This window comes from Streptomyces sp. NPDC032161, assembly GCF_040636995.1.
In the GTDB taxonomy this organism is placed as follows: Bacteria; Actinomycetota; Actinomycetes; order Streptomycetales; family Streptomycetaceae; genus Streptomyces.
In genome coordinates, this window is the sequence record NZ_JBEZVN010000004.1 from 95,551 (window position 1) to 121,844 (window position 26,294).

Genomic DNA, 26,294 nt, shown 5'->3' on the forward strand with positions numbered 1-26,294 from the left:
GCAGGCGGTGCCCCGGCCACGCGCAGCACGCCGGGAACCCGCCTGCGGCGGCGCCCCCTTCCTGTCCACAGCCCTGGAAAGTCAGATGAGCCTGTCCCTCGCCCTGCCGTCCCGTCTGTGGACGCCGAACTTCGCGTTCTACTTCACCGCCCGCGTCGCGTCGCAGGTCGGCGACACCATGATCCCGGTCGCGACAGCCGTGGCGATGTTCTCCCTCGGTTACGGGGTCAGTGGCGTCGGCTACTCGCTGGGCGCCTGGATGGGGGCCTTCGCGCTCTGCGTCGTCTTCGGAGGCGTGTTCGCGGACCGCTTCCACCCCCGTCCCCTGATGATCGGCGCGGACGCGACACGGTTCCTCGTGCAACTGCTGCTCGCCGCCTACCTGTGGCTCGGGCACCCGCCCCTCGCCGTCATGATCGTCGGATCGCTGATCGGCGGGGTGGCCACCGCCATGTTCCAGCCCGGCACCTCCAGTCTCGTGCCCCAGGTCGCGGCCGACCCGCAGAAGGCCAACGGTGTCCTGCGGGTCAGCGAGGGCTTCGCCACCATGGCCGGTCCGGCGCTGGCCGGCACCCTCGTCGCCATGGCGTCACCGGCCTGGGTCTTCGCTCTCGACGCCGTCACCTTCGCGGTCAGCGGGCTCTGCCTGCTGGCACTGCGCCTCGCACCCGGCCAGGCCGACCGGGACGCCTCCACGCTCACCAACCTCCTCACCGGGTGGCACGAGTTCCGCTCCCGCGCCTGGCTGTGGTCCGTCATCCTCATCTGGTGGGTCCTGGGCGTCTTCGTCTGGGGCCCCATCGTCCCGCTCGGCTCCGCCGCCATCATCGCGGAGCACGGCAAGGCCGCCTTCGGCTACGCGGAGGCCGCCTTCGGCGCCGGCTGCGCGATCGGCGGTCTCGTCGCCATCCGCGTCCGCGCCGCGCGTCCGTTGCGCGCGGGCGGCATCGCCATGCTCCTGTTCCCCCTCATGCCTCTGGCCGCCGCCCTCGTCCCCGTCCAGCCCCTGCTCATGGCCGGGTACGCGATCAGCGGCATCGGCTGGGCGTTCTGGGGGGTCCAGTGGTCCACCACGGTCCAGACCCAGATCCCCGAGGACCGGCTCAACCGGGTCGCCGCCTACCAGGTCGCGGGATCCATCCTCGCCGTCCCCCTCGGCCAGGTCGTCGCCGGTCCGGCCACCCACCTCGCCGACCTGCGGTCGCTCCTGCTGGCCTCCACCGTGGCGGCCGTCGCCTGTGCCCTCGCCCTGCTCGCCATCCCCGCCATCCGCAACCTGCCACGCGCCCGTCCCTGACCGACCCCCGTCCCCGCACCCGCCGGCCACCACGCGCCCATCGGCCACCGACCACCACGCGCCCATCGGCCACCGACCACCACGCACCCGCAGGCCACCGGCCACCACGCACCCATCGGTCACCGGCCACTTCGCACCCAACGGCCATCCGCGGCGCCTCCGGTCCCGTATGCCCGAGGCGCTCCTCACCCGTGCCCGAAAACCACTGAAGGAAGGACCACGACCTTGCACGCGCCCCGCAGAATCACCGTGATCGGCACCGGATACCTCGGAATCACCCATGCGGCCTGCATGGCCGAACTGGGCTACGAGGTCCTGGGCCTGGACATCGACGTGGACAAGGTCCGTCGACTCGCCAACGGCGACCTGCCCATCCACGAGAACGGACTCGGAGCCCTCCTGCGCAACGGCCTGGAGTCGGGACGACTGGGGTTCACCACCTCGTTCGAGAAGGCGGCGGCCTTCGGAGACGTGCACTTCCTCTGCCTCGGCACCCCCCAGTCCGCCTCTGGGCACGCCGCCGACACCTCCCAACTCGACGCGGCCGTCGACGCCCTGGCCCCCCACCTCACCCGGCCGTGCCTCGTCGTCGGCAAGTCGACGGTGCCGGTCGGCACGGCCGACCGGCTCGCCCGCCGGCTCCAGGAACTGGCACCCGCCGGGACGGGCGCCGACCTGGCCTGGAACCCCGAGTTCCTGCGCGAGGGGTTCGCGGTCGAGGACACCCTGCGCCCCGACCGGATCGTTCTCGGCGTGCGGACCGCGCAGGCGGAACGCACCCTGCGCGAGCTGTACCGCCCGCTGGGCGACCCCCCTTGCGTCGTGACCGACTTCGCCACCGCGGAGCTCGTCAAGACCGCCGCGAACTCCTTCCTCGCCACGAAGATCTCCTACATCAACGCCATGGCCGAACTGTGCGAGGCGGTCGACGCCGACGTCGTGGCACTGGCCGAGGCCCTGTCCCACGACGACCGCATCGGCAAGCGTTTCCTGCACCCGGGCATCGGATTCGGCGGCGGCTGTCTCCCGAAGGACATCCGCGCCTTCCGGGCCCGGGCCGAGGAGCTCGGAGTGGGCCACGCGCTGGCGTTCCTGGGCGAGGTCGACGCGATCAACACCCGCCGCCGGGAACGGGCCGTGGAGCTGGCCCGCGACCTGGCGGGCGGGTCGCTCGACAACTGCCCCGTCGCGGTCCTGGGCGCGGCCTTCAAACCGGACTCCGACGACATCCGTGACTCCCCGGCCCTGGCCGTGGCGAAGGCGCTCGCGGGAGAAGGCGCACGGGTGTCGGTCTACGACCCGGCCGCGCTCGACAACGCCCGCAAGTCCTGCCCGGAACTCGGCTACGCGGGCTCCGCGGTGGAGGCGGCGACCGGTGCGCGCGTCACCCTGCTGCTCACCGAATGGGCGGACTTCACCGGCCTCGACCCGGTCACGCTCGGCGCCGTCAGCGGCGAACGCAACATCGTCGACGGGCGCAACGTCCTCGACGCCGCCGCCTGGCGCACCGCCGGCTGGAACTACCGGGCTCCGGGCCGCCCCTGAACCGGGACGGCACCGACACCCCGCACGCCCTGCGCCCCACCACGTTGCCACGCCGACAGACCTGGAGTGTTCCCCGTGTCTCCGCACGATCCTCAGCTGACCGGCATCATCGTCGTCAACGAACGCTACTTCCCCGACAGCGAACTGGCCCCGGCCCATGTCGGCGCGACGTCCTTCGCCCGCTCCGTACTGCGCTGCCTGCAGGCGGCCGGTCTGTCCGCGGGCGTCCTGCTCTACCAGCGTGACGAGGACCTCGTCGAGCCCCGGATCCGCCTGGCCCGTCGCTCCGGAGTCGTCTGCGCACTCCTGCAGTTCAACTTCCGGATGGCGCAGCGGGTGGTCAGCGGCGCCATCGCCGAGGCCGCGAGGCTCCTGCTCGCCGAGCACGGCGAGACGCGCCAGGCCATGCTCTACTACCAGACCGACTCCCTCCTGGGCTTCCACCCCGATGAGTTCGCCTGCTGCGTGACCCATCACGGCCCGTTCGTACACGACTTCGTCGGGACGTTCTCGGCCGACGCGACGGGTCGCGCGTTCGGCGACGCGACGAAGGCACTGCACCTGCTCAAGCACCAGGAACTCGGTCTGGACAGGGTCCGTACGAGCGAGCGCATGTTCGTCCTGCAACACTCCCATCTGCAGCGCACCCACCTGATCAACCGCGGCGTCGACGAGCGTCGCATCCGGGCCGTGCGACCGCCCATCGTGCTGCCGGACACGGTCGAACCCCTGCGTGACCCGGTTCTCCAGGGCTTCGTGGAGGGCGCTGCCGTGCTCGCCTTCACGGCGGTCGCGCGACTGGACTACTTCAAGAACGTCGAACTGCTCGTCGACGGCTGTGTCCAGGCGCGCCGGCGCGGTGTCCCGCTGCGCATCCTGGTCGTCGGGGACGGCGTCGACGACGCCGCCGCCCGCGAGAGCCTGCGCTCGCGCGTGCCCGCCGAGTACGCCGACGCGTTCATGGCCGTCGGCAAACTGCCCAAACCGCAGCTCTACGCGCTGTTCGACAAGGCGAGACCGGTCGGCGTCTTCATCTGCCCCTCGCGCTACGAGACCCTGGGGATCACCCCGCTGGAGGCCGCCCTCTCCGGCGTGTGCACCCTCATGATCGACTCGGACAAGGTCGAGGCCCGAAGGTTCTTCCCCCGGACCCATCTCTTCGGACCCACCGGTGACGCGCTGGCCGACGCCGTCGTCCGCGTGCACGACAGCCATCTGGGCATCGAGCAGCTCGGCAAGCAGTTGCGCGCGGACATCTCCACCGAGATCTCCCGGGAGAAGTTCGAGCAGGACACGCTCACCGCCTGGGAGCACTTCTCCCGCGCCGTGCACACGGCCACCGCCTGACCACCGGCCGTACACCGGCCGCCCGTTGGAGGAGCAACGACGATGGTCCACGAAACGATCTCTCCGGACGGTCTCCCCGTCCGCGGCGCCCACCGCCGCAACCCCTACCAGTACCTGATGTCCGGCCCACAGTTCGACGCACTGCTCACCCGTCTCGCGCTGCGCCGGGCGGAGAGCGTCTGGCGCAACCACCACATCTCCCCGGAGCGCGCACCCCACGGCGTCTACCCCAGGCCGCACATGGCGTTCGTCCTGCTGGACGCCACAGCGGGCCCCTGGGTACCCAACGAGGACGCCGTCCTGGCGGCCGTCACCCTGGGAGAGCGGGGACACGACTTCCTCCCCTACGCCGCGGCCAAGGCGGCCGGGCACCGAAGAACCGGCCACAACTGGGGCACCGCCGTCCTGGTGGACCCGCACCTGTGCGGCGACGGCGGCTTCCGCTACGGCCACTCCGCGGAAGTGCGCGGCCAGATCGTCGGGGCCAGCTCGCAGAGCCCCGACCAGGACCTCCACGAAGCCGCGGCTCTCGCCACGGACTTCGTCCAGGCACTGTCCGAACTCCACCAGGCGTGGGAACGACGCACCGGCCCGGGCGAGTGGTTCACCATCGACGGCGGCTCCGGCACCGAACCCGTCGCCATGACCCGCTGGTTCCCCACCCCGGAACCCCGCCCGGCGCCCTGACGCCGGGCGCGATCGCCTGCCGCCCCCCTCAGGACCTGGCAGTGCGTCGGTCCTGAGGGGATGTGGCGGCTTCTCGGTGAGACGTGATCTGCTGGTACCAGCCGGCGTAGCGGCGGACTTCGTACTGGTCCAGGCCCCATTCGTTCACGTGAACTATTGGGGCCCGGAATCGCTGTCGGAGGGCGTCTTCAGGAAACAGCGTCAAGAATGGCTTGATGCTTGAGTGCGGGACCTTGCCCAGGTCCTGAAGAACGGTGGGGCCCGGCTGGACGATCTGCTTCCCCTGACCTCGGCGATCAGCACCTTGTGGCGGCAGCCACGATCGCGCGCGTGGCGGCGGACCAGGCGCGGGCGCAGTCCGTGGCCGAGACCGTGCACTGGCTGGAGCGGCTGATCCCCGGCGCGGCCACCCCCATGACCTGACGGATTCGGTGCGGGAATTGCGTTCGCGCCTCGTGCCGGGTGACGAGCCAGCCCTGTGGTCGTGGAACGCCGAGGTCTGGGAGCAGATGCTGTTGTGGTGGTGGAGGCGGAACCAGCATCGGTCGGCGAGCCCCGACACTGGAAGGAGTTCCGGGCTTCCTCGGGTGATCGGCGTCCGATACGAGATGCCCAGCGGCTCAGGCCTCCCCTACGGCTGCGTCATTGGGCCTCGTCCGAAGTGGGCAGTTGGACCCGCCCGCCATGACCAAGAAGGCCGCTGCTGTGCTGTGTCCGGCTGTGTCTGACCGAGTGAGTGAGGGGAGGTGGGAAGCCCTATCGTCCTTGTCTCAGGCGGATCTTCTGAGTCCATGCGTTGACGCCGCCCTTCGGCGTGGACTTGCAGGCGGTGGCGTAGCAACGCCAGACCCAGTCGTCCTTCTTGTAACGCCGGATCTCGATCTCGCTGCCTTTGCACCGTCCGCATGTCGGCGGAGCGGCGAACGTGGTGGCGTGCTCGTGTTCCAGCAGCTTGCGGGCGAAGTAGCGGCCTTGCATCGTCAGCATGATCTCCCGGGTCGACTTCTGGGAGAGCGGGTTGAGGCTGCCGAGCAGGACGGTCTGCTCGTCTACGACGACGATCTTCTGATGCATTTCATGCATGGGTACCACCGTGTCGACGACGCGCCTCAGCTGGGTGATCAGCGCCTGGTTCTTCTCCTGTTTCTGAAGCTTGTCGGTGTCGTCACGGATGAAGACGTTGATCCGGACGCCCCGCTCGGCGGCGGCTTGGAGTTCGGGCAGGAGGGAGTGGAGACGGGCCGCCACCCAAGGAGCCCAGAGCCACAGTGAACGCCGGGCGTGACCGATCTTCTCGGAGAAGGCCCGGTAGAAGTCCCGTTCGTCGTCCATCTCGGTCACCTCGACGTGCCGACCGAGGACATCCGCGAGAGCGGTGCCGAATTCACCTCGGAACGGGCGCGAGGCGGTGGGCGGGGTGATCAGGTTCCGGGCGTGCAGCACTCGGACACCGGGTGTACCGATCATTGCGGCCAATTGGCCCAGAGCTGTCGCCCGGCCCGCGGCTCGAAGGCGCTCAAGGCTGGCGATCACGTACACCCGGGTCTTCACCCGGGTGACGGCGACGTTGAACAGCCGAACCCCGTCAAGGGGCCATGTACTCCTTGCGGGTTGGCGGTGGGCATGCGCCATCCACAGCGGCCGCGTGCTCCTGTCGCCTTCGACGGTGTCGAAGACGACTACGTCGAACTCCCGCCCCTGAAACCTGTGGGCCGTCCCCACTTCGGCCGACGCATCCCCGTTCGGCCCCTCGACATCGCGCAGGGCCTCCAAGGTGGCTTCGGCCTGGACGCGGCACGGGGTGACCACGCCCGTGTCCTCGCCGAGTTCGCGGTGAACTTCCACCAAGGCACGAGTGATCAGCGTGCCGGCGGGCCACCATCCGCGGCGGCTGCCGGTCAGATGGGGCCTGGCCAGCTCGTGCAGTCCGTCCGTGTCGATCAGTACGATTTCGGGGTCGCCGGGCCCACGCTCCACGCGTGTCTGCGGGCCGCCGCTCAGCACGCCGCCGTATGCGAGTTCATTGGCCAGCCGCATCACGGCGGGACCGAATCGATGCTGCTCGGTCAGAGTGATGCAGGCGGGATGGTGCTGTGCGTCGGAGGGGGTGCGGACGCCGCAGTGAGCGAACACGTCGGGGAGGAGCCAGCGCTGGATGTCGGGGCGCCTCTGGTCCTTGAGCTCCGGTGGGACGACTGCGCCCAACTGCATGAAGTCGCCCAGCAGCACGACGCCCCGACGCGCCTTGCCGGTTGCCAGAAGCACCTCCGGCAGTGTGGCGGCCCCTGCCTCGTCCACGAGCACCACGTCGTACGGTCCGTCGAGGACGACCCGGTTGGTGCGGAACCGGGCCAGCGTGGTCGCGACCAGTTTGGCGGCTTTGATGATCACGCTCTCGGCGTCGCGCGCCAGCCGTTCGTATTCCTCCTGGATCTTCTGGTAGGCCTTCTCCAGCCCCGGACGGCGTGCCTCGTCGGCGGCGACAGCAGGACGGAGTCGGCCTGCGCGCTTGAACGTGGTGGGCCAGTTCTTGTGTTCGGCATCCTTGACGAGTTCATACGCGTGGACGGTGCATTTGCTGATCTCGGTCATCCTGGCGAGTTCGGCGGCGCATCGGTCGAGATGCTGCCAGGCCCGATGCGAAGCGGCCCGTGCCGTGTCGGCTTCGGCGTGCAACGCCGCGGTCTGTTTCCGGGTCAGGGGGATGCTCTCGGCGAGGGCGGTGCTGCGGACTTCGAGGGTTGCGGCATGAGTCGTGGCGATGGACCGGGCCTTGAGCGCGTCCTCCCGGGCTGTCTCGGCGGCCGACTCCATCTCCGCCAGCCGTCGCTGGAGTTCTGCGATTTTGTCCCGGGACCGACGCTGCGACCAGGAGCCTTTCCCCTTGAGCGTACGCAGTTCCGTCCGCAGGGGGTCGCAGCGGCCGTCCGCAAGCAGTGCCGCTGCCTCGCGCAGCGTGGCCGCCTCGCCCACCTCGGTCATCTCTGCCCGCAACTGATCCACCTGACGCCACTGGGCACGGGCGGCATCTGCGGCCTTGTCCCTGGCCGACGCGCTTCGGAGCGCGATGACTGTCTTCTCGTGTTCCTGGTGCGCCTCGTGGTGCTGTCGCTTCGCCTCGTCGGCCAGCCGCTGCACCGACTCCGGGTCCATCCCGGGAGTGCGCAGCAGTTCCAGAGCCGCGTCGTAGGCATCGGAGTCGAACCCGCTCAGTGCGGCGTCCAGAGTGGCCAGTTCGGCTGCCCGCTCCTTGATCGCGACCAGCTCGGACTCGAGCGCGCTGCGTCGCTCCGCGGTCTCCATGAGCCGTGCCCTGACCATCAGGGGGAGAGAGACAGAGGGATCCTCGGCCACCTCCTTGAGATGCGGTGGGCCGACACGGACGATGTCTCCAGGAATGTGTCGCCGGTCGCGGACCACCCCCATCAGCGCGTTGTCCACGGCGATGTTGGTCGTGGAGACGAGTAGTACGCGATCACCGCGGGCGATGAGGTCGCCGATCGCTCTCTTGAGCACGGTGGTCTTCCCGGTACCGGGAGGTCCCCACACCAGGTGGACGCCTTCTCCGAGGCACGCGCGATACGCGTCGGCCTGGGAGGGATGAAACCCCGGAGGGTCCCCCTCCGCCGCCCGTGCTCCGCCGATGGAGCCGGCCGCCAGCGCTGCCGCCAAGGGATGCTCCCCGAGCCCCGCGATGCCTTGGCGCAGGGCCTCCACGAGAAAGGTGGGCGATTGCTTCTGCATCCACAGGTGAGGGTCTGCGACCTGGGCGAACCTGGCCACCTTCAGGGTGAGAAGACTGCCGTTCTGCACGGCCTCGGAGACGACGAATCCTTCCGACTCGATGCTGTCGGTCTCCGGCCCGGCGAGTCGCAGGCTGTCCAGCTGATCCGGTCCGATGTCGGAACCCCGGATGTCCACGACGTACACGCCGGGGTCGCCCGCACGAGCCGCCCGCCCGACACGCTGCCAACGGGACTGCCTCCCCGCACCTCCTTCCAGGGCGATCCACTCGCCGAGTGCAGCAGCGATCTCCTCGCGCCACCCCACTTGAGACTCCTCCCCGTCAGTTGTGCGGATCCATGGAGCGGAGCAGTTCCAGCAGCCCTTGAGCCGGGTGCAGCTGGTCGTCGGTGACGGGGTCGGGGCTGAAGTGCATCAGGTCGTTGCGGAAGTTCCGGCACTCCTCCAGCGCGGAGAGGAAGTGCTGCTGGTCGATGGCCCAGCCCAGTGCGGACCAGTTCTCGGAAACCTTGAACAGGTGGCCGTACGCGCCGAACGTGAGGTTGGCAGCGGAATTGACCCGGGCGGCACGGTGTTTGGGCACGACGGCACGAATGCGCTCGATCGGGATGCAGCGGTCGACGATGCGGCGCAGGCGCTGCTCGATCTCCTCGACGAGCACGAAGGGCCGCACTCGGGTACCGAACTGGACTGTGAGATCGGAGTCGGTGATCAGACCGCACACCTTGTGGTCGTGATCGCGTACGAGGACGTAGCCCGACTTCTGGATGGTCCCGATCCAGTCGAGCAGGTCGTCGGACCGGTCCGCTTCCTGAGCGCGAACCGTGGCAGCGGTGAGACCGGCCCCGGGATCGGCCATGCGGGCACGGCCGATCGACTCCCAGCTGACCACTCCGCGAAGCCGTCCGTCCGCGTCGAGGACGGGCAACTGACTGTAGTCGCGCAGCACCATGAGCGTCATCGCGGTATCGAGACCGTCCCCGACCCGCACGCACTCCGGCATGCGGTTGGCCGAATCGAGGTTGCTCACCCGGTAGGCGACGGTCCGTGCCCGGAGGTCCTCGTCCGCCAGGTGTCCGGCGGCGTCCGCCGCGCTCTGGACCACTGCCCGCATGCTGGGCGAGGAAGGGGGCACGCGATGACTCACGGGGCAGGGCGGCCGGCGAGCCCGGCCCGGACACGTGTCCGGGCGAGCCGCCAGGCCGGCGCGGACATCGCCCGGCGCGGCGGGGCGGTACGGGACGCGGTCGGGACGTTCGTCCGCCGACTGCGGGCCGACCGCCACAACAAGGCGCTGAGTCTGACCTTCCTGCGCGCCGCCGGCGACGACGGAGATCTGTACCTCGCGCGTGTCGACGCTCGCTGCATGGTCCTGCTCCTCTCGACCGAGGGTGGGGACGAGCTGCAACTCCTCGCGGTCCGCGACGGTGCCTTCGCCCGTGACGAACTCTCCCGGCTCACCGTCGCCATCAACTCCGTGTCGGGCGCGGTCGAGGTCGTCGACCAGAGCGAGGTCGCCGCCAACGTCGTCGCCCTCTCCGAGCGTTCCGAGACCGCCGCCTCCGCCTCGGCGGCAACAGCCGTCCCACAGACCTCGGATGCGGCACCGACCGCGTCCACGAGCAGTCTCCGGCAGCCGATCTTCGCCGCCCACGACGACCAGCGCCTCGTCGACCTCGGCGTGGTGCCGTCCCTGCTGCCGACCCTCCGGAGGATCACCACCGGCGAGCAGTTGGACCAACTGCTCACCCATAACCTTCCGGAGCTGACCCGCGACGTCCTGATCGCCCTGCGCGACCGCATGGACCCCGCGGACGTGGAACGCCTGATCACGAGCGCCTGGCGCCCTGAGGACGGGAAGGTCGACGTCCGGGACTGGGCGGGCGCCGCCCGGCGTGCCGTTTCCCAGGCGGAGACCGACGACGACGCCGTCCTCAAGGCCCTGGGCAGCGGGTTCGACGCCTGGCGTCTCTTTCTCCACCCCGAACAACGGCGGCTCGCCGTCGGAGACTTCAAGGGCTCGGCCAAGGTGACCGGAGGCCCCGGCACCGGCACCGGCAAGACGGTCGTCGCCCTGCACCGGGTGCGGCACCTCGTCGACCGACTGCCGGCCGGTCACACCCGCGCCGTGCTGCTCACCACGTACAACACCAACCTCGCCCTGGATCTGCGTGAACGGCTCAGGGACCTGGGGGGCGAGGAGCTGCTGCGCCGGGTCGACGTCAAGTCCGTCGACGTGCTCGCCCGGGAGATCCTCCAGGAGTCCCGCACGGAGATCGGTCGGCCGCTGGACGACGAGGCGGCGGTGAACCTGTGGCACGACGTGCGCATCGAGACCGGCCTGCTCGACTATGACGCCGAGTTCCTCGACAGCGAGTTCAAGCACGTCATCCTCGCGAACCGCTGCGGTTCGTGGGACCTCTACCGGCGTGTCGGCCGCCCCGGCCGTCCCCGCATCACCATGCCCCAGCGCCACGACGTGTGGCAGCTCGTCGAGGCGTACCGGGCTCACCTGAACGGTTCGCCGCGGCGGACGACGTACGCGATCATCGCCGACCAGGCGGCAGGCCTGGAACAGCACCGCATGGCCCGAGTCGAGGAACAGGCACGCTACAAGGCCGAGCAGGGCGGGCTCGACCTCGTCCACCGGGAAGCGGGCAGCGGCATGTGGCTCACGCCCCGGTACCGGCACGTCGTGGTCGACGAGGCACAGGACCTGTCCGCCTCGCACTGGCGGATGCTGCGCGCCGTCGTCCGCAAGGGCCCCAACGACATCTTCCTCGTCGGGGACGCCCACCAGCGGATCTACGGCAGTCGAGTCGTCCTCGGCCACCACGGCATCGAGGTCCGGGGACGTGCCTCACGACGCCTCACGCTCAACTACCGCACCACCAGGCAGATCCTGGGCAGCGCCAATCGACTGATCGCCGGAGAGCCCTTCGACGATCTGGACTCCGGCACCGACACGCTCGACGGCTACCGCTCCGTTCTCACGGGACTCGCCCCGCAGTTCTGGCGCGCTCCGGACCGGCTGACCGAGATGCGAGCGGTGGCCACCCTCATCAAGGAACGCCACGACGCCCACGGCACGGCCTACTCGGCCATGGCCGTCGCCGTGCCCGACGGAAGCTCCGCCCAGCAGTTCGCGAACGTACTGGCCCGGGAACCGTTCGGCATCCCGGTCGCCCCGCTGGGCAAGGAAGGCGTCCGCTCGGACCAGGACGCCGTGCGCATCGGCACCATGTACCGGTTCAAGGGCCTGGAATTCCAGCGTGTCTTCCTCACGTCCGTGGGTGAGGGACAGGTGCCGCGCCAGAGCATCGAGCAGTACCGGCTCGCGAACCCCGACCGCTACCGCCTTGAAGAACAGCGGGCCCGGTCCCTGGTGTTCGTCGCCGCCACCCGGGCCCGGGACGAGCTCGTCGTCACATGGAGCGGCAAGGCCAGCCGCTTCCTGCCCGCAGACGCGGACGCCACCGCCCTCCGGGCTGTGGACCTGCTCCGGCCGGATGGTCCGGCGCCCGGTTCGGCAGTGGCGTCCATCGCCTGACAGCCAGTCGGGAGAGGGAGGGACGACGGAGGTGCGCGGGATCCCACCGGAGATGTTCCGCTTCACCACGGGAGAGAACGCAGACTTCACCCGGCCCGCGGAATCGGCATCCGTCGTCCGCGTCGTGGAGAACCCCGGTGTTCTGGCCCTGGCCGTACGCCGTTCCGGTCCTGGCTGCCCACCCCTCGTGCGCGCGCTTGGCGCATGACGACAGAGGACCACCTCGAGGCAGTTGCCCGCAACCCCGCCGGTCCTCTCCCCGACGCCCCGAGTAGCCGCCTTGCATCGTCAGCGGTGTGGGGCTCTGCCGTGGTCGAGGAGCTGGTGGCCGATGTGCTGCTGGAAGCTCTCGCCATCGCTGCACGGGAGAAGGGGCCGGAACCCACCAGGTCCCGTCCCTGACTCCCGGAGATGTCGCACGGGTGCCGTCATGTCCCCTCCTGGCGCCGTATGAATACAGGTCAGGAGTGGAGTGACGGCACGGCCCCTGAAACAGATCAGATGTCCCTGAAGATCTCGATCTGTGCCCCCACGGAGTTCAGACGCTCCGCAAGTTCCTCGTAACCGCGGTTGATGACGTACACGTTGCGCAGCACGGACGTGCCCTCGGCCGCCATCATGGCGAGCAGCACGACCACGGCGGGGCGCAGCGCGGGCGGGCACATCATCTCGGCGGCGCGCCACCGGGTCGGGCCCTCGACCAGGACCCGGTGGGGGTCGAGGAGTTGGAGCCTGCCGCCGAGGCGGTTGAGGTCGGTGAGGTAGATGGCGCGGTTGTCGTAGACCCAGTCGTGGATGAGGGTCTGACCGTGTGCCGAGGCGGCGATCGCCGCGAAGAAGGGCACGTTGTCGATGTTGAGCCCGGGGAACGGCATGGGGTGGATCTTGTCGATCGGTGCCTCCAGCTTGGAGGGGCGGACCGTGAGATCGACCAGTCTGGTACGGCCGTTGTCGGCGACGTACTCCGTCGTACGGTCGCAGTCGACGCCCATCTCCTCCAGCACCGCGAGCTCGATCTCCAGGAACTCGATCGGTACCCGGCGGATCGTCAGCTCGGACTCCGTCACGACGGCGGCGGCCAGCAGGCTCATCGCCTCGACCGGGTCCTCGGAGGGGGAGTAGTCGACGTCCACGTCTATGTGCGGGACGCCGTGCACGGTCAGGGTCGTCGTTCCGATGCCGTCGACGCGTATGCCCAGCGCCTCCAGGAAGAAGCAGAGGTCCTGGACCATGTAGTTGGAGGAGGCGTTGCGTATGACGGTCGTGCCGTTGTGCCGGGCGGCGGCCAGCAGCGCGTTCTCGGTCACGGTGTCGCCGCGCTCGGTCAGCACGATGGGGCGGCCGGGGGTGACCGCGTGGTCGACCTGTGCGTGGTACAGGCCCTCCGTCGCGGCGATCTCCAGTCCGAACCGGCGCAGCGCGATCATGTGCGGCTCGATGGTCCGCGTACCGAGGTCGCAACCGCCCGCGTACGGGAGCTTGAACGAGTCCATGCGGTGCAGCAACGGGCCGAGGAACATGATGATGGACCTGGTCCGGCGGGCGGCGTCGGCGTCGATGGCGTCCATGTCGAGCCGGGCGGGCGGGACGATCTCCAGGTCGGTCCCGCCGTTGATCCAGCGGGTCCGTACGCCGATGGAGTTCAGGACCTCCAGGAGGCGGTAGACCTCCTCGATGCGGGCGACGCCGCGCAGCACCGTACGGCCCTTGTTGAGGAGTGAGGCGCAGAGCAGTGCCACGCACGCGTTCTTGCTCGTCCTGACATCGATGGAGCCCGAGAGCCGGCGTCCTCCGACCACGCGCAGATGCATGGGCCCGGCGTAGCCGAGCGACACGATCTCGCTGTCGAGCGCTTCACCGATGCGCGCGATCATCTCAAGGCTGATGTTCTGGTTGCCGCGCTCGATGCGATTGACGGCGCTCTGGCTGGTGGCGAGCGCCTCGGCGAGCTGACTCTGCGTCCAGCCCCGGTGCTGACGGGCGTCACGTATGAGCTTGCCGATGCGTACGAGGTAATCGTCTGACATGACGAAAGGCTATCTCAGATATGAGATGCGCCTTCCGGTGGGGTGCGCCGTTCGAGTGACGACGGTGCGCAGGCGCGACTATTGGCCGCTCACGTGCACGTCAGAGGCGCGGCACGGCACGGGTGGCACGTGCGTTCCATGGTCCACCCGGTCCGCCGCCCCGGCGCGCGGGGTACCCCCGTTCGGGGACGGGGACGGGGACGGGGACGGGGACGGGGACGGGGACGGAGGCAGCGGCAGGGGCGAGGCAGGAGGGGGCGGGCGGGATCAGTCCGTGAAGCCGCCCTCGGCCAGGATGCCTTCGACCCGGGTGCGGTGCGCCTCCTGCCAGGTGTCGAGGGTCTCCCGAGCTTCCTCGGCGAGCCTCTCACGGGCTTCGAGGAGCACCTGTTCGCGGCGGGCGCCCGGGGTGATCACGACGCCCTCTTCGTCAGCCACCACGATGTCGCCGGGGTGGACCTCCACCCCGCCGCACCGCACCGGGACGTTGAGCGGTCCGACGGCCTTCTTCACTCCCGGGACGGGCATGACGCCCCTGGCGAAGACGGGAAAGCCCAGCTCGCGCACCTCGGCCAGATCACGGATCACCCCGTCGGTCACGAATGCCGCGACCCCGCGACGCCGGGCGATGGCGCAGACGTTCCCTCCCGCGAGTGCGTAGTCCACGTCCCCCGCCTCGACGACGACGACCGAACCGGGTTCCGCGCGGTAGACGGCCGCGTGCAGCATCAGGTTGTCGCCCGGAGGGCACCGTACGGTGAACGCCGGTCCGGCGACGCGCGGGGGCGACGGCCACAGCGGGCGGATGCCGATGTCCATGACGTGTTCGCGGCCCAGGAGTTCGGCGAGGATGGTCGGGGATATGCCGTCGAACGCGGCGATGTCGTTCACGCTTCTCCTTCGCTCGGGTGCTCGCGCCACCGGGCGGCGGCGCGGCCCGTGTCGCAGTGGGTCAGGTGTCGTACAGGCCGTCCCACGAGGCGCCGAACCCGAGGCCGTCGGGGAGGAGTTCGGCCCGGTCGTGCTCACCGTCGCCGGCCTCGTGGCGTTCCGTGACGAGGCCGAACAGCACACCGTCGACCGTCAGCCGGAAGGGACGGACCGCGATGTCCCCGCACGCGTCCGGGAGGGCACAGGTGGCCATGGCCAGGAACTGTCCGTCCGCGCAGTGCCCGATGGTGTCGGTCCGGTGGTCCGGTTGGTGGGCGATGGGGACGACCGCGGGAACAGCCATCCCGGGATCATAGACACGGTGCCGGACGGCCCGGAAGACGGGCCAGGAAGGCCGTGGGCGTGGGCTCAGACGTGGAGTTCGGGCGGCAGCCCCGTCCAGCGCAGGTCGGCGGGAAGGTGTCCCGTGTCGTTGTAGAGCAGTACGGAGGCGGGGCGGCCGGGGGCGTAGCGGATGACCGTCAGCGCGGCGTTGGCATGGTTCAGTCCGATCCAGCGCCACTTCGGGGCGTCGAGGGCCTCCCGGACCAGCCAGGCGATGAGGAAGTTGTGGGTGACGACCAGTTCGTGGCGCGGCTCGTCGCCGTCGACCGGGCCGGTGAACCGCGCGAGCGCCGCACGGGCGAGGCCGGGGCCGGCCTCACGCTGTTCCCGGGGGAATCCGGCCAGCCGTTCCAGCGTGGCGTCGGCGATGTCCAGCGGCAGTTCGTGCCGGTGAGGAAGGTGGGGCAGGTGGTCCCCGGCGAGCTCGGACGACCGGAGCGGAACGCCGTCGAGCCGGTCGCCGATCAGCTCGGCGGTCCGCGCGGCCCGGGGGAGCGGGCCGTGGTGGATCACCGAGAGGGGAACGTGACGCAGCCGCTCGCCGAGCGACTCGGCTTGCCGACGGCCGTTCGCGGAGAGCTCGCTCTCGTCTTCCGTGGCCTCCCCGTGCCGGGCGAGGTAGAGGTGGCGTGCGGCTGTTGCGGCCATGGCGTGCGGCGCCCTTCGACGAGTCCTGGTTCCTGTGTCCCGAACCCGTGGACGTCCTTCCGGGGGGACGGGGTTCCCGCAGCCGTCGCCCCGCCCTGCCGGCTCCGGTGCCGGCCGGTGGGCGGCGGAACGCGGGGACGCCGTCAGTCCTGGGGGTGCAGGGACTCGGCCGCCACGGCGGAGACCGTCCGTGCCACGAGGGCGAGCGCGGGCACGTCCAGCTTCCACTGCTGCCAGTACAGCGGTACGTCCACACGCCGCCCCGGTGCCAGTTCGACGAGGACGCCCGACCGCAGCAGGGGCTCCGCCTGCGGCTCCGGGACCAGCCCCCAGCCCAGACCGGTGGCCACCGCGTCGCAGAAACCCTCCGACGTGGGGACGTGGTGGCGCAGGCGACCGGCGCCCGAACCGTCGGGTGTGAAGGACCGGACGAACCGGTCCTGGAGGTCGTCACGCCGGTCGAAGACGATCACCGGCGCGTCGGGCAGGCGGCGCTCCAGCGGTCCCGACGACAGATGGCGCGCCACGAACCCCGCACTCGCCACCGGCAGATAGCGCGCGAGGCCCAGCGGGCGCACCGTGCAGCCCGCCACCGGCTGCGCCGCCGACGTCACCGCCGCCATCACCTGGCCCTCGCGCAGCAGCGCCGCGGTGTGCGCCTCGTCCTCGCGATGCAGGTCGAAGCAGATGGGCGGGTCCTGCGGCACCCGGGTCAGGACGGGCAGGAACCAGGTGGCCAGGGAGTCCGCGTTCACCGCGATGGGCACCCGGGCCGGGCCCGCCCCGGTCGCGATCCCCAGCTCCGTGCGCGCATCCCGTTCCAGAGCGGCCAACTGGCGCGCGAACCGCACCACCACCTGCCCGGACTCCGTCGGCCGCACCGGCTTCGTACGCATCAGCAGCACCCGCCCGGTGCGCTGCTCCAGCGCCTTGACCCGCTGGCTGACCGCCGAGGGCGTCACGTGCAGGGCCGCCGCGGCGGCGTCGAAGGTGCCCTCGTCGACGACGGCGAGCAGCGTGCGCACCTGGTCGAAGGGGAGATCGGTCATCACAGGGGCTAATGCTACGTAAGAAACTTTAGCTGTACTGATGTCGCGGCGGGCCATAGCGTCGGACGACATGAACAGCGGTGTCCTCTCGGCGGCCCTCGCCGGATTCGGTACAGGCATGTCCCTCATCGTCGCCATCGGCGCGCAGAACGCGTTCGTCCTGCGCCAGGGCGCGCGCGGGCAGGCCGTGCTCGCGGTGGTCGGCATCTGTGCCGCGTCCGACGCGGTCCTCATCGCCCTCGGTGTGGCCGGGCTCGGTGCAGTCGTCACCGCGTGGCCCGCCGCCCTGGCCGCGGTCGGTCTGGCCGGTGGCGCCTTCCTGATCTGCTACGGCGTGCTGGCCGCCCGCCGGGCGCTGCGACCCGCCGCCGGACAGTCGCTGACGGCGGGGGGCGCCGCCGCGGGCTCCGTCCGTGCCGCGGTGCTCACCTGCCTGGCCCTGACCTGGCTCAACCCGCACGTCTACCTGGACACCGTGCTGCTGCTCGGCTCGGTCGCCGCCGACCGCGGCCCGCTGCGCTGGGTCTTCGGCCTCGGCGCGATGCTGGCGAGCCTGGCGTGGTTCGCGGGTCTCGGCTACGGCGCCCGGCTCCTCGGCGGCGTCCTGGCCCGCCCCGGCGCCTGGCGGGTGCTGGACGCCCTGGTCGCGGCCACCATGCTCGTGATGGGCGTCCTGCTGCTGGCCCGTACCTTCTGATCCCGCCCCTGCCGAAGGCCCGGACTCCGCGGCGGTCGGCCCTCGGCCGCGGCGGACACGGGTGCCCGCACATGACCGTGCAGCGGTGATGTACTAGAGTTATCTCGACATCGAGATATTTGCCGAAGGCGCACCGCAGTCCGCCATCGGGTAAGGGTTACCTAACTAAGTCTTACCTTAACGGATGGGCGAGGGGCCGCAGGCGGCACCACGCGGCGCCCGCCGTAATGAGGCGCGGCGCGGAGTACGCGCACATTGATGAAGGAGACTGTCGTGTCGGCGAACAGCTTCGACGCCCGCAGCACGCTGCGCGTGGGCGACGAGTCGTACGAGATCTTCAGGCTGGACAAGGTCGAGGGCTCCGCGCGCCTCCCGTACAGCCTGAAGGTGCTCCTGGAGAACCTGCTCCGCACCGAGGACGGCGCGAACATCACCGCCGACCACATCCGGGCGCTCGGCGGCTGGGACTCCCAGGCGCAGCCCAGCCAGGAGATCCAGTTCACCCCGGCCCGCGTGATCATGCAGGACTTCACCGGCGTGCCGTGTGTCGTGGACCTCGCCACCATGCGTGAGGCCGTGAAGGAGCTGGGCGGCGACCCGGCCAAGATCAACCCCCTCGCCCCGGCCGAGCTGGTCATCGACCACTCCGTCATCGCCGACAAGTTCGGCACGAAGGAGGCCTTCGGCCAGAACGTCGAGCTGGAGTACGGCCGCAACAAGGAGCGCTACCAGTTCCTGCGCTGGGGCCAGACCGCCTTCGACGAGTTCAAGGTCGTCCCGCCGGGCACCGGCATCGTCCACCAGGTCAACATCGAGCACCTGGCCCGCACGGTCATGGTCCGGGGCGGCCAGGCGTACCCCGACACCCTCGTCGGCACCGACTCGCACACCACGATGGTCAACGGCCTGGGCGTGCTGGGCTGGGGCGTCGGCGGCATCGAGGCCGAGGCCGCGATGCTCGGCCAGCCGGTCTCCATGCTCATCCCGCGCGTCGTCGGCTTCAAGCTGACCGGCGAGCTGAAGCCGGGCACCACCGCCACCGACCTCGTGCTGACCATCACCGAGATGCTCCGCAAGCACGGCGTCGTCGGCAAGTTCGTCGAGTTCTACGGTGAGGGCGTCGCCGCCACCTCCCTCGCGAACCGCGCCACCATCGGCAACATGTCGCCCGAGTTCGGCTCCACCGCCGCGATCTTCCCGATCGACGGCGAGACCCTGAACTACCTGCGCCTGACCGGCCGCAGCGAGCAGCAGGTCGCGCTCGTCGAGGCGTACGCCAAGGAGCAGGGCCTCTGGCTGGACCCGGCCGCCGAGCCGGACTTCTCCGAGAAGCTGGAGCTGGACCTCTCCACGGTCGTCCCGTCGATCGCCGGCCCGAAGCGCCCGCAGGACCGCATCGTCCTCGCCAACGCCGCCGAGCAGTTCAAGCAGGACGTCCGCAACTACGTGGACACCGCCGACGAGGCGGGCAAGGAGTCCTTCCCGGCCTCCGACTCCCCGGCCGCCTCCGACGGCGTCCCGTCGAACCCGGTCCCCGTGACCGCCCCCGACGGCACCACCTACGAGCTGGACCACGGCGCCGTCACCGTCGCCGCGATCACCTCCTGCACCAACACCTCGAACCCGTACGTCATGGTCGCCGCCGCGCTCGTGGCGAAGAAGGCGGTCGAGAAGGGCCTGACCCGCAAGCCGTGGGTCAAGACCACCCTCGCCCCGGGCTCGAAGGTCGTCACCGACTACTTCGACAAGGCGGGCCTGACCCCGTACCTCGACAAGGTCGGATTCAACCTCGTCGGCTACGGCTGCACCACCTGCATCGGCAACTCCGGCCCGCTGCCGGAGGAGGTCTCCAAGGCGGTCAACGAGCACGACCTGGCCGTGACCTCGGTGCTCTCCGGCAACCGCAACTTCGAGGGCCGGATCAACCCCGACGTCAAGATGAACTACCTGGCCTCCCCGCCGCTGGTCGTCGCGTACGCCCTCGCCGGTTCGATGAAGGTGGACATCACCAAGGACGCCCTCGGCGTCGACCAGGACGGCAAGCCGGTCCACCTCGCGGACATCTGGCCGACCGAGGCCGAGGTGAACGACGTCGTCGCCAACGCCATCGGCGAGGACATGTTCAACAAGTCCTACCAGGACGTCTTCGCGGGCGACGCCCAGTGGCAGGCCCTGCCGATCCCGACCGGCAACACCTTCGAGTGGGACGCCGAGTCGACCTACGTCCGCAAGCCCCCGTACTTCGAGGGCATGACGATGGACCCGGCCCCGGTCGAGGACATCGCCGGTGCCCGCGTGCTCGCCAAGCTCGGCGACTCGGTCACCACCGACCACATCTCCCCGGCCGGCGCCATCAAGGCCGACACCCCGGCCGGCAAGTACCTCACCGAGCACGGTGTGGAGCGTCGTGACTTCAACTCCTACGGCTCGCGCCGGGGCAACCACGAGGTCATGATCCGCGGCACGTTCGCCAACATCCGCCTGCGCAACCAGATCGCGCCGGGCACGGAGGGCGGCTACACCCGCGACTTCACGCAGGACGACGCGCCGGTCTCCTTCATCTACGACGCCTCGCAGAACTACCAGGCCGCCGGCATCCCGCTGGTCGTCCTGGCAGGCAAGGAGTACGGCTCCGGCTCGTCCCGCGACTGGGCCGCCAAGGGCACCGCGCTCCTCGGCGTCAAGGCCGTCATCGCCGAGTCGTACGAGCGCATCCACCGCTCGAACCTCATCGGCATGGGCGTTCTCCCGCTCCAGTTCCCGGAGGGCGCGAACGCCCAGTCCCTCGGCCTGACCGGTCAGGAGACCTTCTCCTTCACCGGTGTGACCGAGCTGAACGACGGCACCACGCCGCGCACGGTCAAGGTCACCACCGACACCGGTGTGGAGTTCGACGCGGTCGTCCGCATCGACACCCCCGGTGAGGCGGACTACTACCGCAACGGCGGCATCATGCAGTACGTGCTGCGCAGCCTGATCCGCAAGTAGGCGACGCCGGACGGCCGGTCGGCCGCCAACGGCAAGGGGCCGCATCCCGGAGCACCGGGGTGCGGCCCCGCGCGCTTTCGTGCGACACCCGGGGCGGGCACACCGCCCACCGGCCGGGGGAATGCGATCGTGGGCCCGCGGGTTCCCCGCACAGCGCCACTGGCACGGGGAAGGCACGGCCACTGGCACGGAGACGGCACAGGAGGCGGAACGCACCATGGGCGAGTTGATCCTGATCCGGCACGGTGAGACCGAGTGGTCGCGGTCCGGTCAGCACACCAGCTACACCGATCTGCCTCTCACCCGCTTCGGTGAGCGTCAGGCCCTCGCGCTGACGCCCCTGCTCGCCGAGCGGCGGATCGCGCTCACCCTGGTCAGCCCCTCGGCGCGCGCCCGGCGCACCGCCGAACTCGCCGGGCTCGCCGCTCCGCGCATCACGTCCGATCTGCACGAATGGGACTACGGAGGCTACGAGGGCGTCACCACCGACGAGATCCACCGCACCCGTCCCGACTGGAACCTGTGGACCGACGGCGTCGCCCCCGGCCCCGACGCGCACCCCGGGGAGACCCCCGCCGAGGTCGGCTCCCGGGCCGACAGGGTGCTGGCCGAGGTGGCGCGCGAGGCGGGCCGGGACGGGGACGTCGCCCTTGTCGCCCACTCCCACTTCCTGCGGGTGCTCACCGCCCGCTATCTCGGGCTGACACCCGCCGAGGGCACGCTGTTCCAGCTCGCCACGGGGGCCGTGTCCCGGCTCGGCACGGAGCACGGCAATCCCGTGATCACGGCCTGGAACGTGTGCCTGCCGGAGAGCCTCTTCCCGCAGGGGGCGCCGGAAGGGACGGAACGCGTCTGAGCGGGCGGGGAGCCGCTTCCGCCCGTACGGCCGTGGCGGACACCGGCCGCGCACCCGGCCGATGCCCCGAGGAGAGGCGCCACCCGCGCGCCGGGCGAGCGGGCGGCCGGACCTCCGGTGAGCGGGCCCCCGTCCTCCCGGAGCCCTGTCAGGGGATGAGCAGGGAGCGCGCGAGCGGGGGGTTGGGCCTCACCCGCTCGACGCCGGAGTGCTCCGCACCGGCCCGGACGTCTGTCACCTTGTCGGTGGCCTTGCCCGGAATTCCAGTGGAGAATCCGCCGTCGACACCCGATGACCGCTTCTTTCCTTCGGGACCTCTCCGACGGTGTTGCGCCGGTCCGGTCGTCCTTCATTCGATTCGAAAGGCGAACGGAATGTCCGTGCCGCAGATGGGCATTTGGTCCCGCTCGCCGCTTTCGGGCGACCGCGCCGCGGCGGGGACGAGCATGATCAATTCCGGTGAAGCCGCGATCGACGCGGTTGCTGCGGCTGTGTCACCCACGAGATCCATGTCGGGGCCGCATGCCGAACCGTACTTCCCGGAGGTGTGTCCGGGCAACGTTGTCACGTCGATGCGCATGGTGCGGCAGTGAGTCAAGTTGTGGATGTGTCAAGGGTGTTGGCGGCGCGTCGTCGAAGGAATCGGACTTCGCGCGGAATTGTTCGTGCCGGGGCAGGAACGTGCGAAGGACACGTATCCACGAGGTCTCAACTCGGGAAAGACTGCTGCTCAACCTTGCATTCGATCTTGCTCAGTTGGGCGCGAGTGGACTATACCTGTCGGCGTCCGCGCAGCCGTTTCACGGTGAGGCGGGCAAGGGGGCGAGGGGTGGGTCCGCGGGGCACGACGGTGTCCGCGTCGGCCGTTCTTTCCCGAACTCCCATCGCACGTGGCTAGCCTGAAACATCAGCACTACCCAAGCGCAACTGACCGCGGTGGCGGGGCCCTTCGCCTGAGGCGAATATCGACGGGCGACCGGTACACACCGCCTGAGTCCTGGAGAAGGCGAGGACTTGAGCATGGGATCCACCTCCGCCCACAAGAATGAGGGCCTCGGCCGTCGCGATGTGATCAAGCGATCCGCCGCACTCGGTCTGCTCACTGTGCCGACGATGAGCTTCCTGGCGTCGTGCGCGAGCGGCGGCGACGGCGGCGACGAGAAGGTCGAGAAGGGCAAGGTCACCAAGGAGAACCCGCTCGGCGTCAACGAGACGGCCCCGCTCGAAGTCGTCATCTTCAACGGCGGATTCGGTGAGCAGTACGCCATCGACGCGGAGAAGAGGTACAACGAGGCCTTCCCGAAGGCCCCGAAGGTCAAGCACGTCGCGACGCAGAAGATCCAGTCGCAGCTGCAGCCCCGGTTCAACGGCGGCACCCCGCCGGACCTGATCGACAACTCGGGTGCCGAGCAGATGGACATGGGCATCCTGGCCGGCAAGAAGCAGCTCACGGACCTGACGACGCTCATGGACGCCCCGTCCTACGACGACCCGAACAAGAAGGTCCGCGACACCCTGCGCCCGGGCGTCCTGGAGATGGGCCAGCTGGAGGGCGACCCGGTCTGGATCATGTACTACGCGTACACCGTGTACGGCGTCTGGTACTCGCAGACCGCGCTCGACAAGCTCGACGCGAAGTACCCGCAGACCTGGGACGAGATGCTCGCCCTGTGCGCGAAGGCGAAGAAGCAGGGCATCGCCGGCTGGACGTACCCGGGCAAGTACCCCTACTACCTGGCGTACTCGCTCTACCCGTTCATCGCCAAGATCGGCGGCCGCGAGGTCCTCGACCGGATGGACAACCTGGAGCCGAACGCCTGGAAGGACCCCGCGGTCAAGGCGGCGTTCGAGGCGTACTACGAGCTGTACCAGAAGGGGTACATCCTCCAGGGCACCCCCGGGCTGACCCACATCCAGTCGCAGACCGAATGGACCAAGGGCAAGGCCCTGTTCATCCCGAACGGTTCGTGGGTGGAGAACGAGGCGGCGCCGACGACGCCCGACGACTTCAAGATGATGGTGTCGGCACCGTCCGGCCTGGACGCCTCCGACAAGATGCCGTTCGGCACCATCTGGGCCTCCGGCGGCGAGCCCTTCATCGTCCCGGCCAAGGGGAAGAACCCCGAGGGCGCCATGGAACAGCTGCGCATCATGCTCTCCGAGGAGTCCTCGAAGAACTTCACCAAGCAGGTCAAGTCGCTCACGTCCTTCAACGGCGGCACCGACGGCCTGCCCCTGTCGACCGCCCTGCAGTCGGGTGTCGACGCGCTCAAGCTGGCCGGCGACAACGTGCTGAACCCGCGTCTCGAGGGCTGGTACTCGAAGTTCCAGAAGGAACAGGTCGGCATCGCCGGTCTCGGCGAGATGCTGGCGGGCCGCGCGACCCCGGCCGAGACCATCAAGAAGATCCAGGCCTTCGCCGACGCGACGGCCAAGGACCAGTCCATCAAGCACTACAAGCACTAGTGAGCAACCGTCACCAGCGGCGGCACCCGCGGAAAGATCGGGGTCGGTAAACGATGCAGCATGGCAAGTACCGTTTCATCGTGGGATTCCTGCTGGTCCCACTGGCGCTCTACGCGGTCTTCGTGATCTGGCCGTTCGTCCAGTCCATCTACTACTCGTTCACGGACTGGACCGGCCTGAGCCCCGACTTCAAGATGGTCGGGTTCGCCAACTACACGAAGATGCTCAAGGACGACATCTTCTGGAAGTCCTTGCAGCACAGCGTGCTGCTCGTGCTCCTGCTGCCGCTGGTGACGCTGGGCCTGGCGCTGTTCTTCGCCTTCATGCTCAATGTGGGGGGCCGACGGCGCAAGAACGCCACGATCTCCGGCGTGCGCGGATCGGGCTTCTACAAGATCGCCTACTTCTTCCCGCAGGTGCTCTCGGTCGTCATCGTCGCCCTGCTGTTCCAGTTCGCGTTCAACCCCCGCAGCGGGATGATCAACGGGACGCTGAAGACGCTCGGCCTGGACTCGGTCCAGCCGGAGTGGCTCGGCGACCCGAATCTGGCGCTCATCTGCGTCATGACGGTCCTGATCTGGTCGACGGTCGGGTTCTTCGTCGTCCTCTTCTCCGCCGGCATGGCGTCCATCCCCAAGGACTTCTACGAGGCGGCGCTCCTCGACGGGGCCGGCCGCATCACCACGTTCTTCCGGATCACGCTCCCGCTGCTCTGGGACACGGTGCAGTCGGGCTGGGTGTACATGGGGATCCTGGCCCTCGGCGTGGAGGCGTTCACCGTCGTGCAGGTCATGACCGTGGGCCCCGGCGGCCCCGACTACTCGACCACGGTCCTGCCGCTGTACGTGTACCAGACGGCCTTCCGCGACGGGCAGGCCGGATACGCGACGACGATCGGTGTCGGGCTGCTCGTCGTCACCATGGCCTTCGCCGCCATCGTGATGCGTCTGGGCCGGCGCGAGCGGCTGGAGTTCTGATGCGGCGATCAACGGGAATCCCCGGCAGGCACCACAGGTCGGCCTCCGTGTCCGGCTCGACAGTACGAGGTGAGTACGCGTGAAGACCACTGACACCCCGCCCGCGGCCCCGGCGCGGCGACCGGCCCCCGTGACCCGGGCGACGGCGCCCGCGGCCAAGGAGAAGAGCAGCGAGGGCCAGATCCTCAACGTCTTCTCGCACGGCGTGCTGATCATCTGGGCGATCCTGGTCGTCATGCCGCTGCTCTGGGCGGTGATGGCGTCGTTCAAGACGGACGACTCGATCCTGTCGACCCCGTGGGAACTGCCCGACAAGCTGCACTTCGAGAACTGGTCGCGCGCCTGGAGCCAGGCGCACATGAGCGACTACTTCCTCAACACCATCGTGGTGGTGGGCTGTTCGCTCGTCGGGACCCTGCTCCTCGGCTCCATGGCGGCCTACGTCCTGGCCCGGTTCGACTTCCCCGGCAACCGCTTCGTCTACTTCCTGTTCATCGGCGGGATGAGCTTCCCGATCATCCTGGCGCTGGTGCCGTTGTTCTTCGTCATGAACAACATGGCCCTGCTGGACACGCGGCACGGACTGATCCTGGTCTACATCGCCTACTCGCTGCCGTTCACGGTCTTCTTCCTCACCTCGTTCTTCCGGACGCTGCCGACCTCGGTGGCGGAGGCGGCGATGCTCGACGGAGCCTCGCACACCCGGACCTTCTTCCAGGTGATGCTGCCGATGGCGAAGCCCGGCCTGATCAGCGTCGGGATCTTCAACTTCCTCGGACAGTGGAACCAGTACATGCTGCCCACGGTGCTGAACACCGACCCGAACCAGCGGGTGCTCTCCCAGGGGCTGGTCGAACTGGCCAACAGCCAGGGGTACAAGGGCGACTGGTCCGGCCTGTTCGCCGGTCTGGTGATGGCGATGCTGCCCGTCCTCGGGGCGTACATCGTCTTCCAGCGCCAGGTCGTGGCGGGGCTCACGGCCGGGGCGGTGAAGTAGCGCCGCGCCCCACCCCGCCGTCCCTCTCCGGAACCGCCCGTCGGCCCCGTGCCGACGGGCGGTTCCGCGCGCGGAGGCCCGCTCCGCCGGGGCCGGACAGGGGGTCGGTGGCACGTGCCCGCACGGGTCCCGGGCGGGCACGCC

At 69.6% G+C, this 26,294-nt stretch carries 19 protein-coding genes; 11 read left to right on the forward strand and 8 right to left on the reverse strand.

Translation table 11 applies throughout. The annotated features are described in order from the left end of the window. Positions 1 to 85: 85 nt before the first annotated feature. The 4 genes from AB0E67_RS12810 to AB0E67_RS12825 all read left to right on the forward strand — a co-directional run bounded on the left by AB0E67_RS12810 (position 86) and on the right by AB0E67_RS12825 (position 4,876). Positions 86 to 1,297, forward strand: coding sequence for an MFS transporter (locus AB0E67_RS12810; protein WP_362024865.1), 1,212 nt, complete (start codon positions 86 to 88; stop codon positions 1,295 to 1,297). A gap of 225 nt (positions 1,298 to 1,522) precedes the next feature. After that, entirely contained in the window at positions 1,523 to 2,842 is a 1,320-nt protein-coding gene (locus tag AB0E67_RS12815; RefSeq protein ID WP_362024868.1) for a UDP-glucose/GDP-mannose dehydrogenase family protein, read from the forward strand. 75 nt (positions 2,843 to 2,917) lie between these two features. Beyond that, entirely contained in the window at positions 2,918 to 4,189 is a 1,272-nt protein-coding gene (locus tag AB0E67_RS12820; protein WP_362024871.1) for a glycosyltransferase, read from the forward strand. A 42-nt stretch (positions 4,190 to 4,231) separates the two neighbouring features. Further along, positions 4,232 to 4,876 (forward strand): hypothetical protein, encoded by a 645-nt coding sequence (locus tag AB0E67_RS12825; protein WP_362024874.1) that lies wholly within the window; start codon positions 4,232 to 4,234, stop codon positions 4,874 to 4,876. Between the two features lie 756 nt (positions 4,877 to 5,632). Here AB0E67_RS12825 and AB0E67_RS12830 read toward each other — a convergent pair. Together AB0E67_RS12830 and AB0E67_RS12835 are read right to left on the reverse strand one after the other, a co-directional pair. Beyond that, positions 5,633 to 8,926 carry an AAA domain-containing protein gene (locus tag AB0E67_RS12830; RefSeq protein WP_362024877.1) on the reverse strand — a complete coding sequence of 1,098 codons (3,294 nt, stop codon included), beginning with the start codon at positions 8,924 to 8,926 and terminating at the stop codon, positions 5,633 to 5,635. A 16-nt stretch (positions 8,927 to 8,942) separates the two neighbouring features. Then, positions 8,943 to 9,725, reverse strand: coding sequence for a CBS domain-containing protein (locus tag AB0E67_RS12835; protein ID WP_362024879.1), 783 nt, complete (start codon positions 9,723 to 9,725; stop codon positions 8,943 to 8,945). A gap of 33 nt (positions 9,726 to 9,758) precedes the next feature. Between AB0E67_RS12835 and AB0E67_RS12840 the strand changes: the two genes are divergently transcribed. Further along, positions 9,759 to 12,170: a UvrD-helicase domain-containing protein gene (locus AB0E67_RS12840; RefSeq protein ID WP_362024881.1), complete on the forward strand. Its 2,412-nt coding sequence runs from the start codon at positions 9,759 to 9,761 to the stop codon at positions 12,168 to 12,170. A gap of 497 nt (positions 12,171 to 12,667) precedes the next feature. Here AB0E67_RS12840 and AB0E67_RS12845 read toward each other — a convergent pair whose 3' ends face one another. The 5 genes from AB0E67_RS12845 to AB0E67_RS12865 all read right to left on the reverse strand — a co-directional run bounded on the left by AB0E67_RS12845 (position 12,668) and on the right by AB0E67_RS12865 (position 17,169). Beyond that, entirely contained in the window at positions 12,668 to 14,197 is a 1,530-nt protein-coding gene (locus tag AB0E67_RS12845; RefSeq protein WP_351517349.1) for a UDP-N-acetylglucosamine 1-carboxyvinyltransferase, read from the reverse strand. A 267-nt stretch (positions 14,198 to 14,464) separates the two neighbouring features. After that, positions 14,465 to 15,088, reverse strand: a complete 624-nt coding sequence (locus tag AB0E67_RS12850) for an RraA family protein (protein ID WP_362024883.1) — start codon at positions 15,086 to 15,088, stop codon at positions 14,465 to 14,467. Positions 15,089 to 15,149: 61 nt separating this feature from the next. Further along, on the reverse strand, positions 15,150 to 15,431 hold the full coding sequence (locus AB0E67_RS12855; protein WP_362024886.1) for a hypothetical protein: 282 nt from the start codon (positions 15,429 to 15,431) through the stop codon (positions 15,150 to 15,152). Between the two features lie 65 nt (positions 15,432 to 15,496). Then, positions 15,497 to 16,120, reverse strand: a complete 624-nt coding sequence (locus AB0E67_RS12860; RefSeq protein WP_362024888.1) for a histidine phosphatase family protein — start codon at positions 16,118 to 16,120, stop codon at positions 15,497 to 15,499. A 143-nt stretch (positions 16,121 to 16,263) separates the two neighbouring features. Next, the gene (locus AB0E67_RS12865; RefSeq protein WP_362025528.1) at positions 16,264 to 17,169 is read right to left on the reverse strand and encodes a LysR family transcriptional regulator ArgP; all 906 of its coding nucleotides are present in this window, start codon (positions 17,167 to 17,169) and stop codon (positions 16,264 to 16,266) included. 70 nt (positions 17,170 to 17,239) lie between these two features. On the opposite strand from AB0E67_RS12865, the gene AB0E67_RS12870 reads away from it, so the two are divergent. The 3 genes from AB0E67_RS12870 (at position 17,240) to AB0E67_RS12880 (ending at position 21,710) form a co-directional block, all read left to right on the forward strand. Next, positions 17,240 to 17,866 (forward strand): LysE family transporter, encoded by a 627-nt coding sequence (locus AB0E67_RS12870; RefSeq protein WP_362024891.1) that lies wholly within the window; start codon positions 17,240 to 17,242, stop codon positions 17,864 to 17,866. Positions 17,867 to 18,139: 273 nt separating this feature from the next. Next, complete coding sequence (gene acnA, locus AB0E67_RS12875; protein ID WP_362024894.1) at positions 18,140 to 20,854, forward strand: aconitate hydratase AcnA; 2,715 nt, start codon at positions 18,140 to 18,142, stop codon at positions 20,852 to 20,854. A gap of 217 nt (positions 20,855 to 21,071) precedes the next feature. Then, on the forward strand, positions 21,072 to 21,710 hold the full coding sequence (locus AB0E67_RS12880; protein ID WP_362024897.1) for a histidine phosphatase family protein: 639 nt from the start codon (positions 21,072 to 21,074) through the stop codon (positions 21,708 to 21,710). A 349-nt stretch (positions 21,711 to 22,059) separates the two neighbouring features. On the opposite strand, the gene AB0E67_RS12885 is transcribed toward AB0E67_RS12880, so the two are convergent. Next, a complete protein-coding gene (locus tag AB0E67_RS12885) occupies positions 22,060 to 22,290 on the reverse strand; it encodes a hypothetical protein (protein WP_362024899.1) in 231 nt (76 codons plus the stop codon). Positions 22,291 to 22,730: 440 nt separating this feature from the next. Here AB0E67_RS12885 and ngcE point away from each other — a divergent pair, with 440 nt between their 5' ends. From ngcE to AB0E67_RS12900, 3 genes are all read left to right on the forward strand, one after another. Beyond that, positions 22,731 to 24,176: an N-acetylglucosamine/diacetylchitobiose ABC transporter substrate-binding protein gene (gene ngcE, locus AB0E67_RS12890; RefSeq protein ID WP_362024902.1), complete on the forward strand. Its 1,446-nt coding sequence runs from the start codon at positions 22,731 to 22,733 to the stop codon at positions 24,174 to 24,176. 53 nt (positions 24,177 to 24,229) lie between these two features. Beyond that, positions 24,230 to 25,153 (forward strand): sugar ABC transporter permease, encoded by a 924-nt coding sequence (locus AB0E67_RS12895; RefSeq protein WP_351517337.1) that lies wholly within the window; start codon positions 24,230 to 24,232, stop codon positions 25,151 to 25,153. Between the two features lie 79 nt (positions 25,154 to 25,232). Beyond that, positions 25,233 to 26,150, forward strand: a complete 918-nt coding sequence (locus AB0E67_RS12900) for a carbohydrate ABC transporter permease (RefSeq protein ID WP_362024905.1) — start codon at positions 25,233 to 25,235, stop codon at positions 26,148 to 26,150. Positions 26,151 to 26,294 lie beyond the last annotated feature (144 nt).

Bases quoted from the DNA above. Each gene is read 5' to 3' on its own strand.
- AB0E67_RS12895 (WP_351517337.1), top strand. From the start codon at position 24,230: ATGCAGCATGGCAAGTACCGTTTCATCGTGGGATTCCTGCTGGTCCCA.
- AB0E67_RS12885 (WP_362024899.1), bottom strand. From the start codon at position 22,290: ATGCGCATCGACGTGACAACGTTGCCCGGACACACCTCCGGGAAGTAC.
- AB0E67_RS12860 (WP_362024888.1), bottom strand. From the start codon at position 16,120: ATGGCCGCAACAGCCGCACGCCACCTCTACCTCGCCCGGCACGGGGAG.
- ngcE (WP_362024902.1), top strand. From the start codon at position 22,731: ATGGGATCCACCTCCGCCCACAAGAATGAGGGCCTCGGCCGTCGCGAT.
- AB0E67_RS12880 (WP_362024897.1), top strand. From the start codon at position 21,072: ATGGGCGAGTTGATCCTGATCCGGCACGGTGAGACCGAGTGGTCGCGG.
- AB0E67_RS12855 (WP_362024886.1), bottom strand. From the start codon at position 15,431: ATGGCTGTTCCCGCGGTCGTCCCCATCGCCCACCAACCGGACCACCGG.
- AB0E67_RS12845 (WP_351517349.1), bottom strand. From the start codon at position 14,197: ATGTCAGACGATTACCTCGTACGCATCGGCAAGCTCATACGTGACGCC.
- AB0E67_RS12870 (WP_362024891.1), top strand. From the start codon at position 17,240: ATGAACAGCGGTGTCCTCTCGGCGGCCCTCGCCGGATTCGGTACAGGC.
- AB0E67_RS12825 (WP_362024874.1), top strand. From the start codon at position 4,232: ATGGTCCACGAAACGATCTCTCCGGACGGTCTCCCCGTCCGCGGCGCC.
- AB0E67_RS12810 (WP_362024865.1), top strand. From the start codon at position 86: ATGAGCCTGTCCCTCGCCCTGCCGTCCCGTCTGTGGACGCCGAACTTC.
- AB0E67_RS12865 (WP_362025528.1), bottom strand. From the start codon at position 17,169: ATGACCGATCTCCCCTTCGACCAGGTGCGCACGCTGCTCGCCGTCGTC.
- AB0E67_RS12840 (WP_362024881.1), top strand. From the start codon at position 9,759: ATGACTCACGGGGCAGGGCGGCCGGCGAGCCCGGCCCGGACACGTGTC.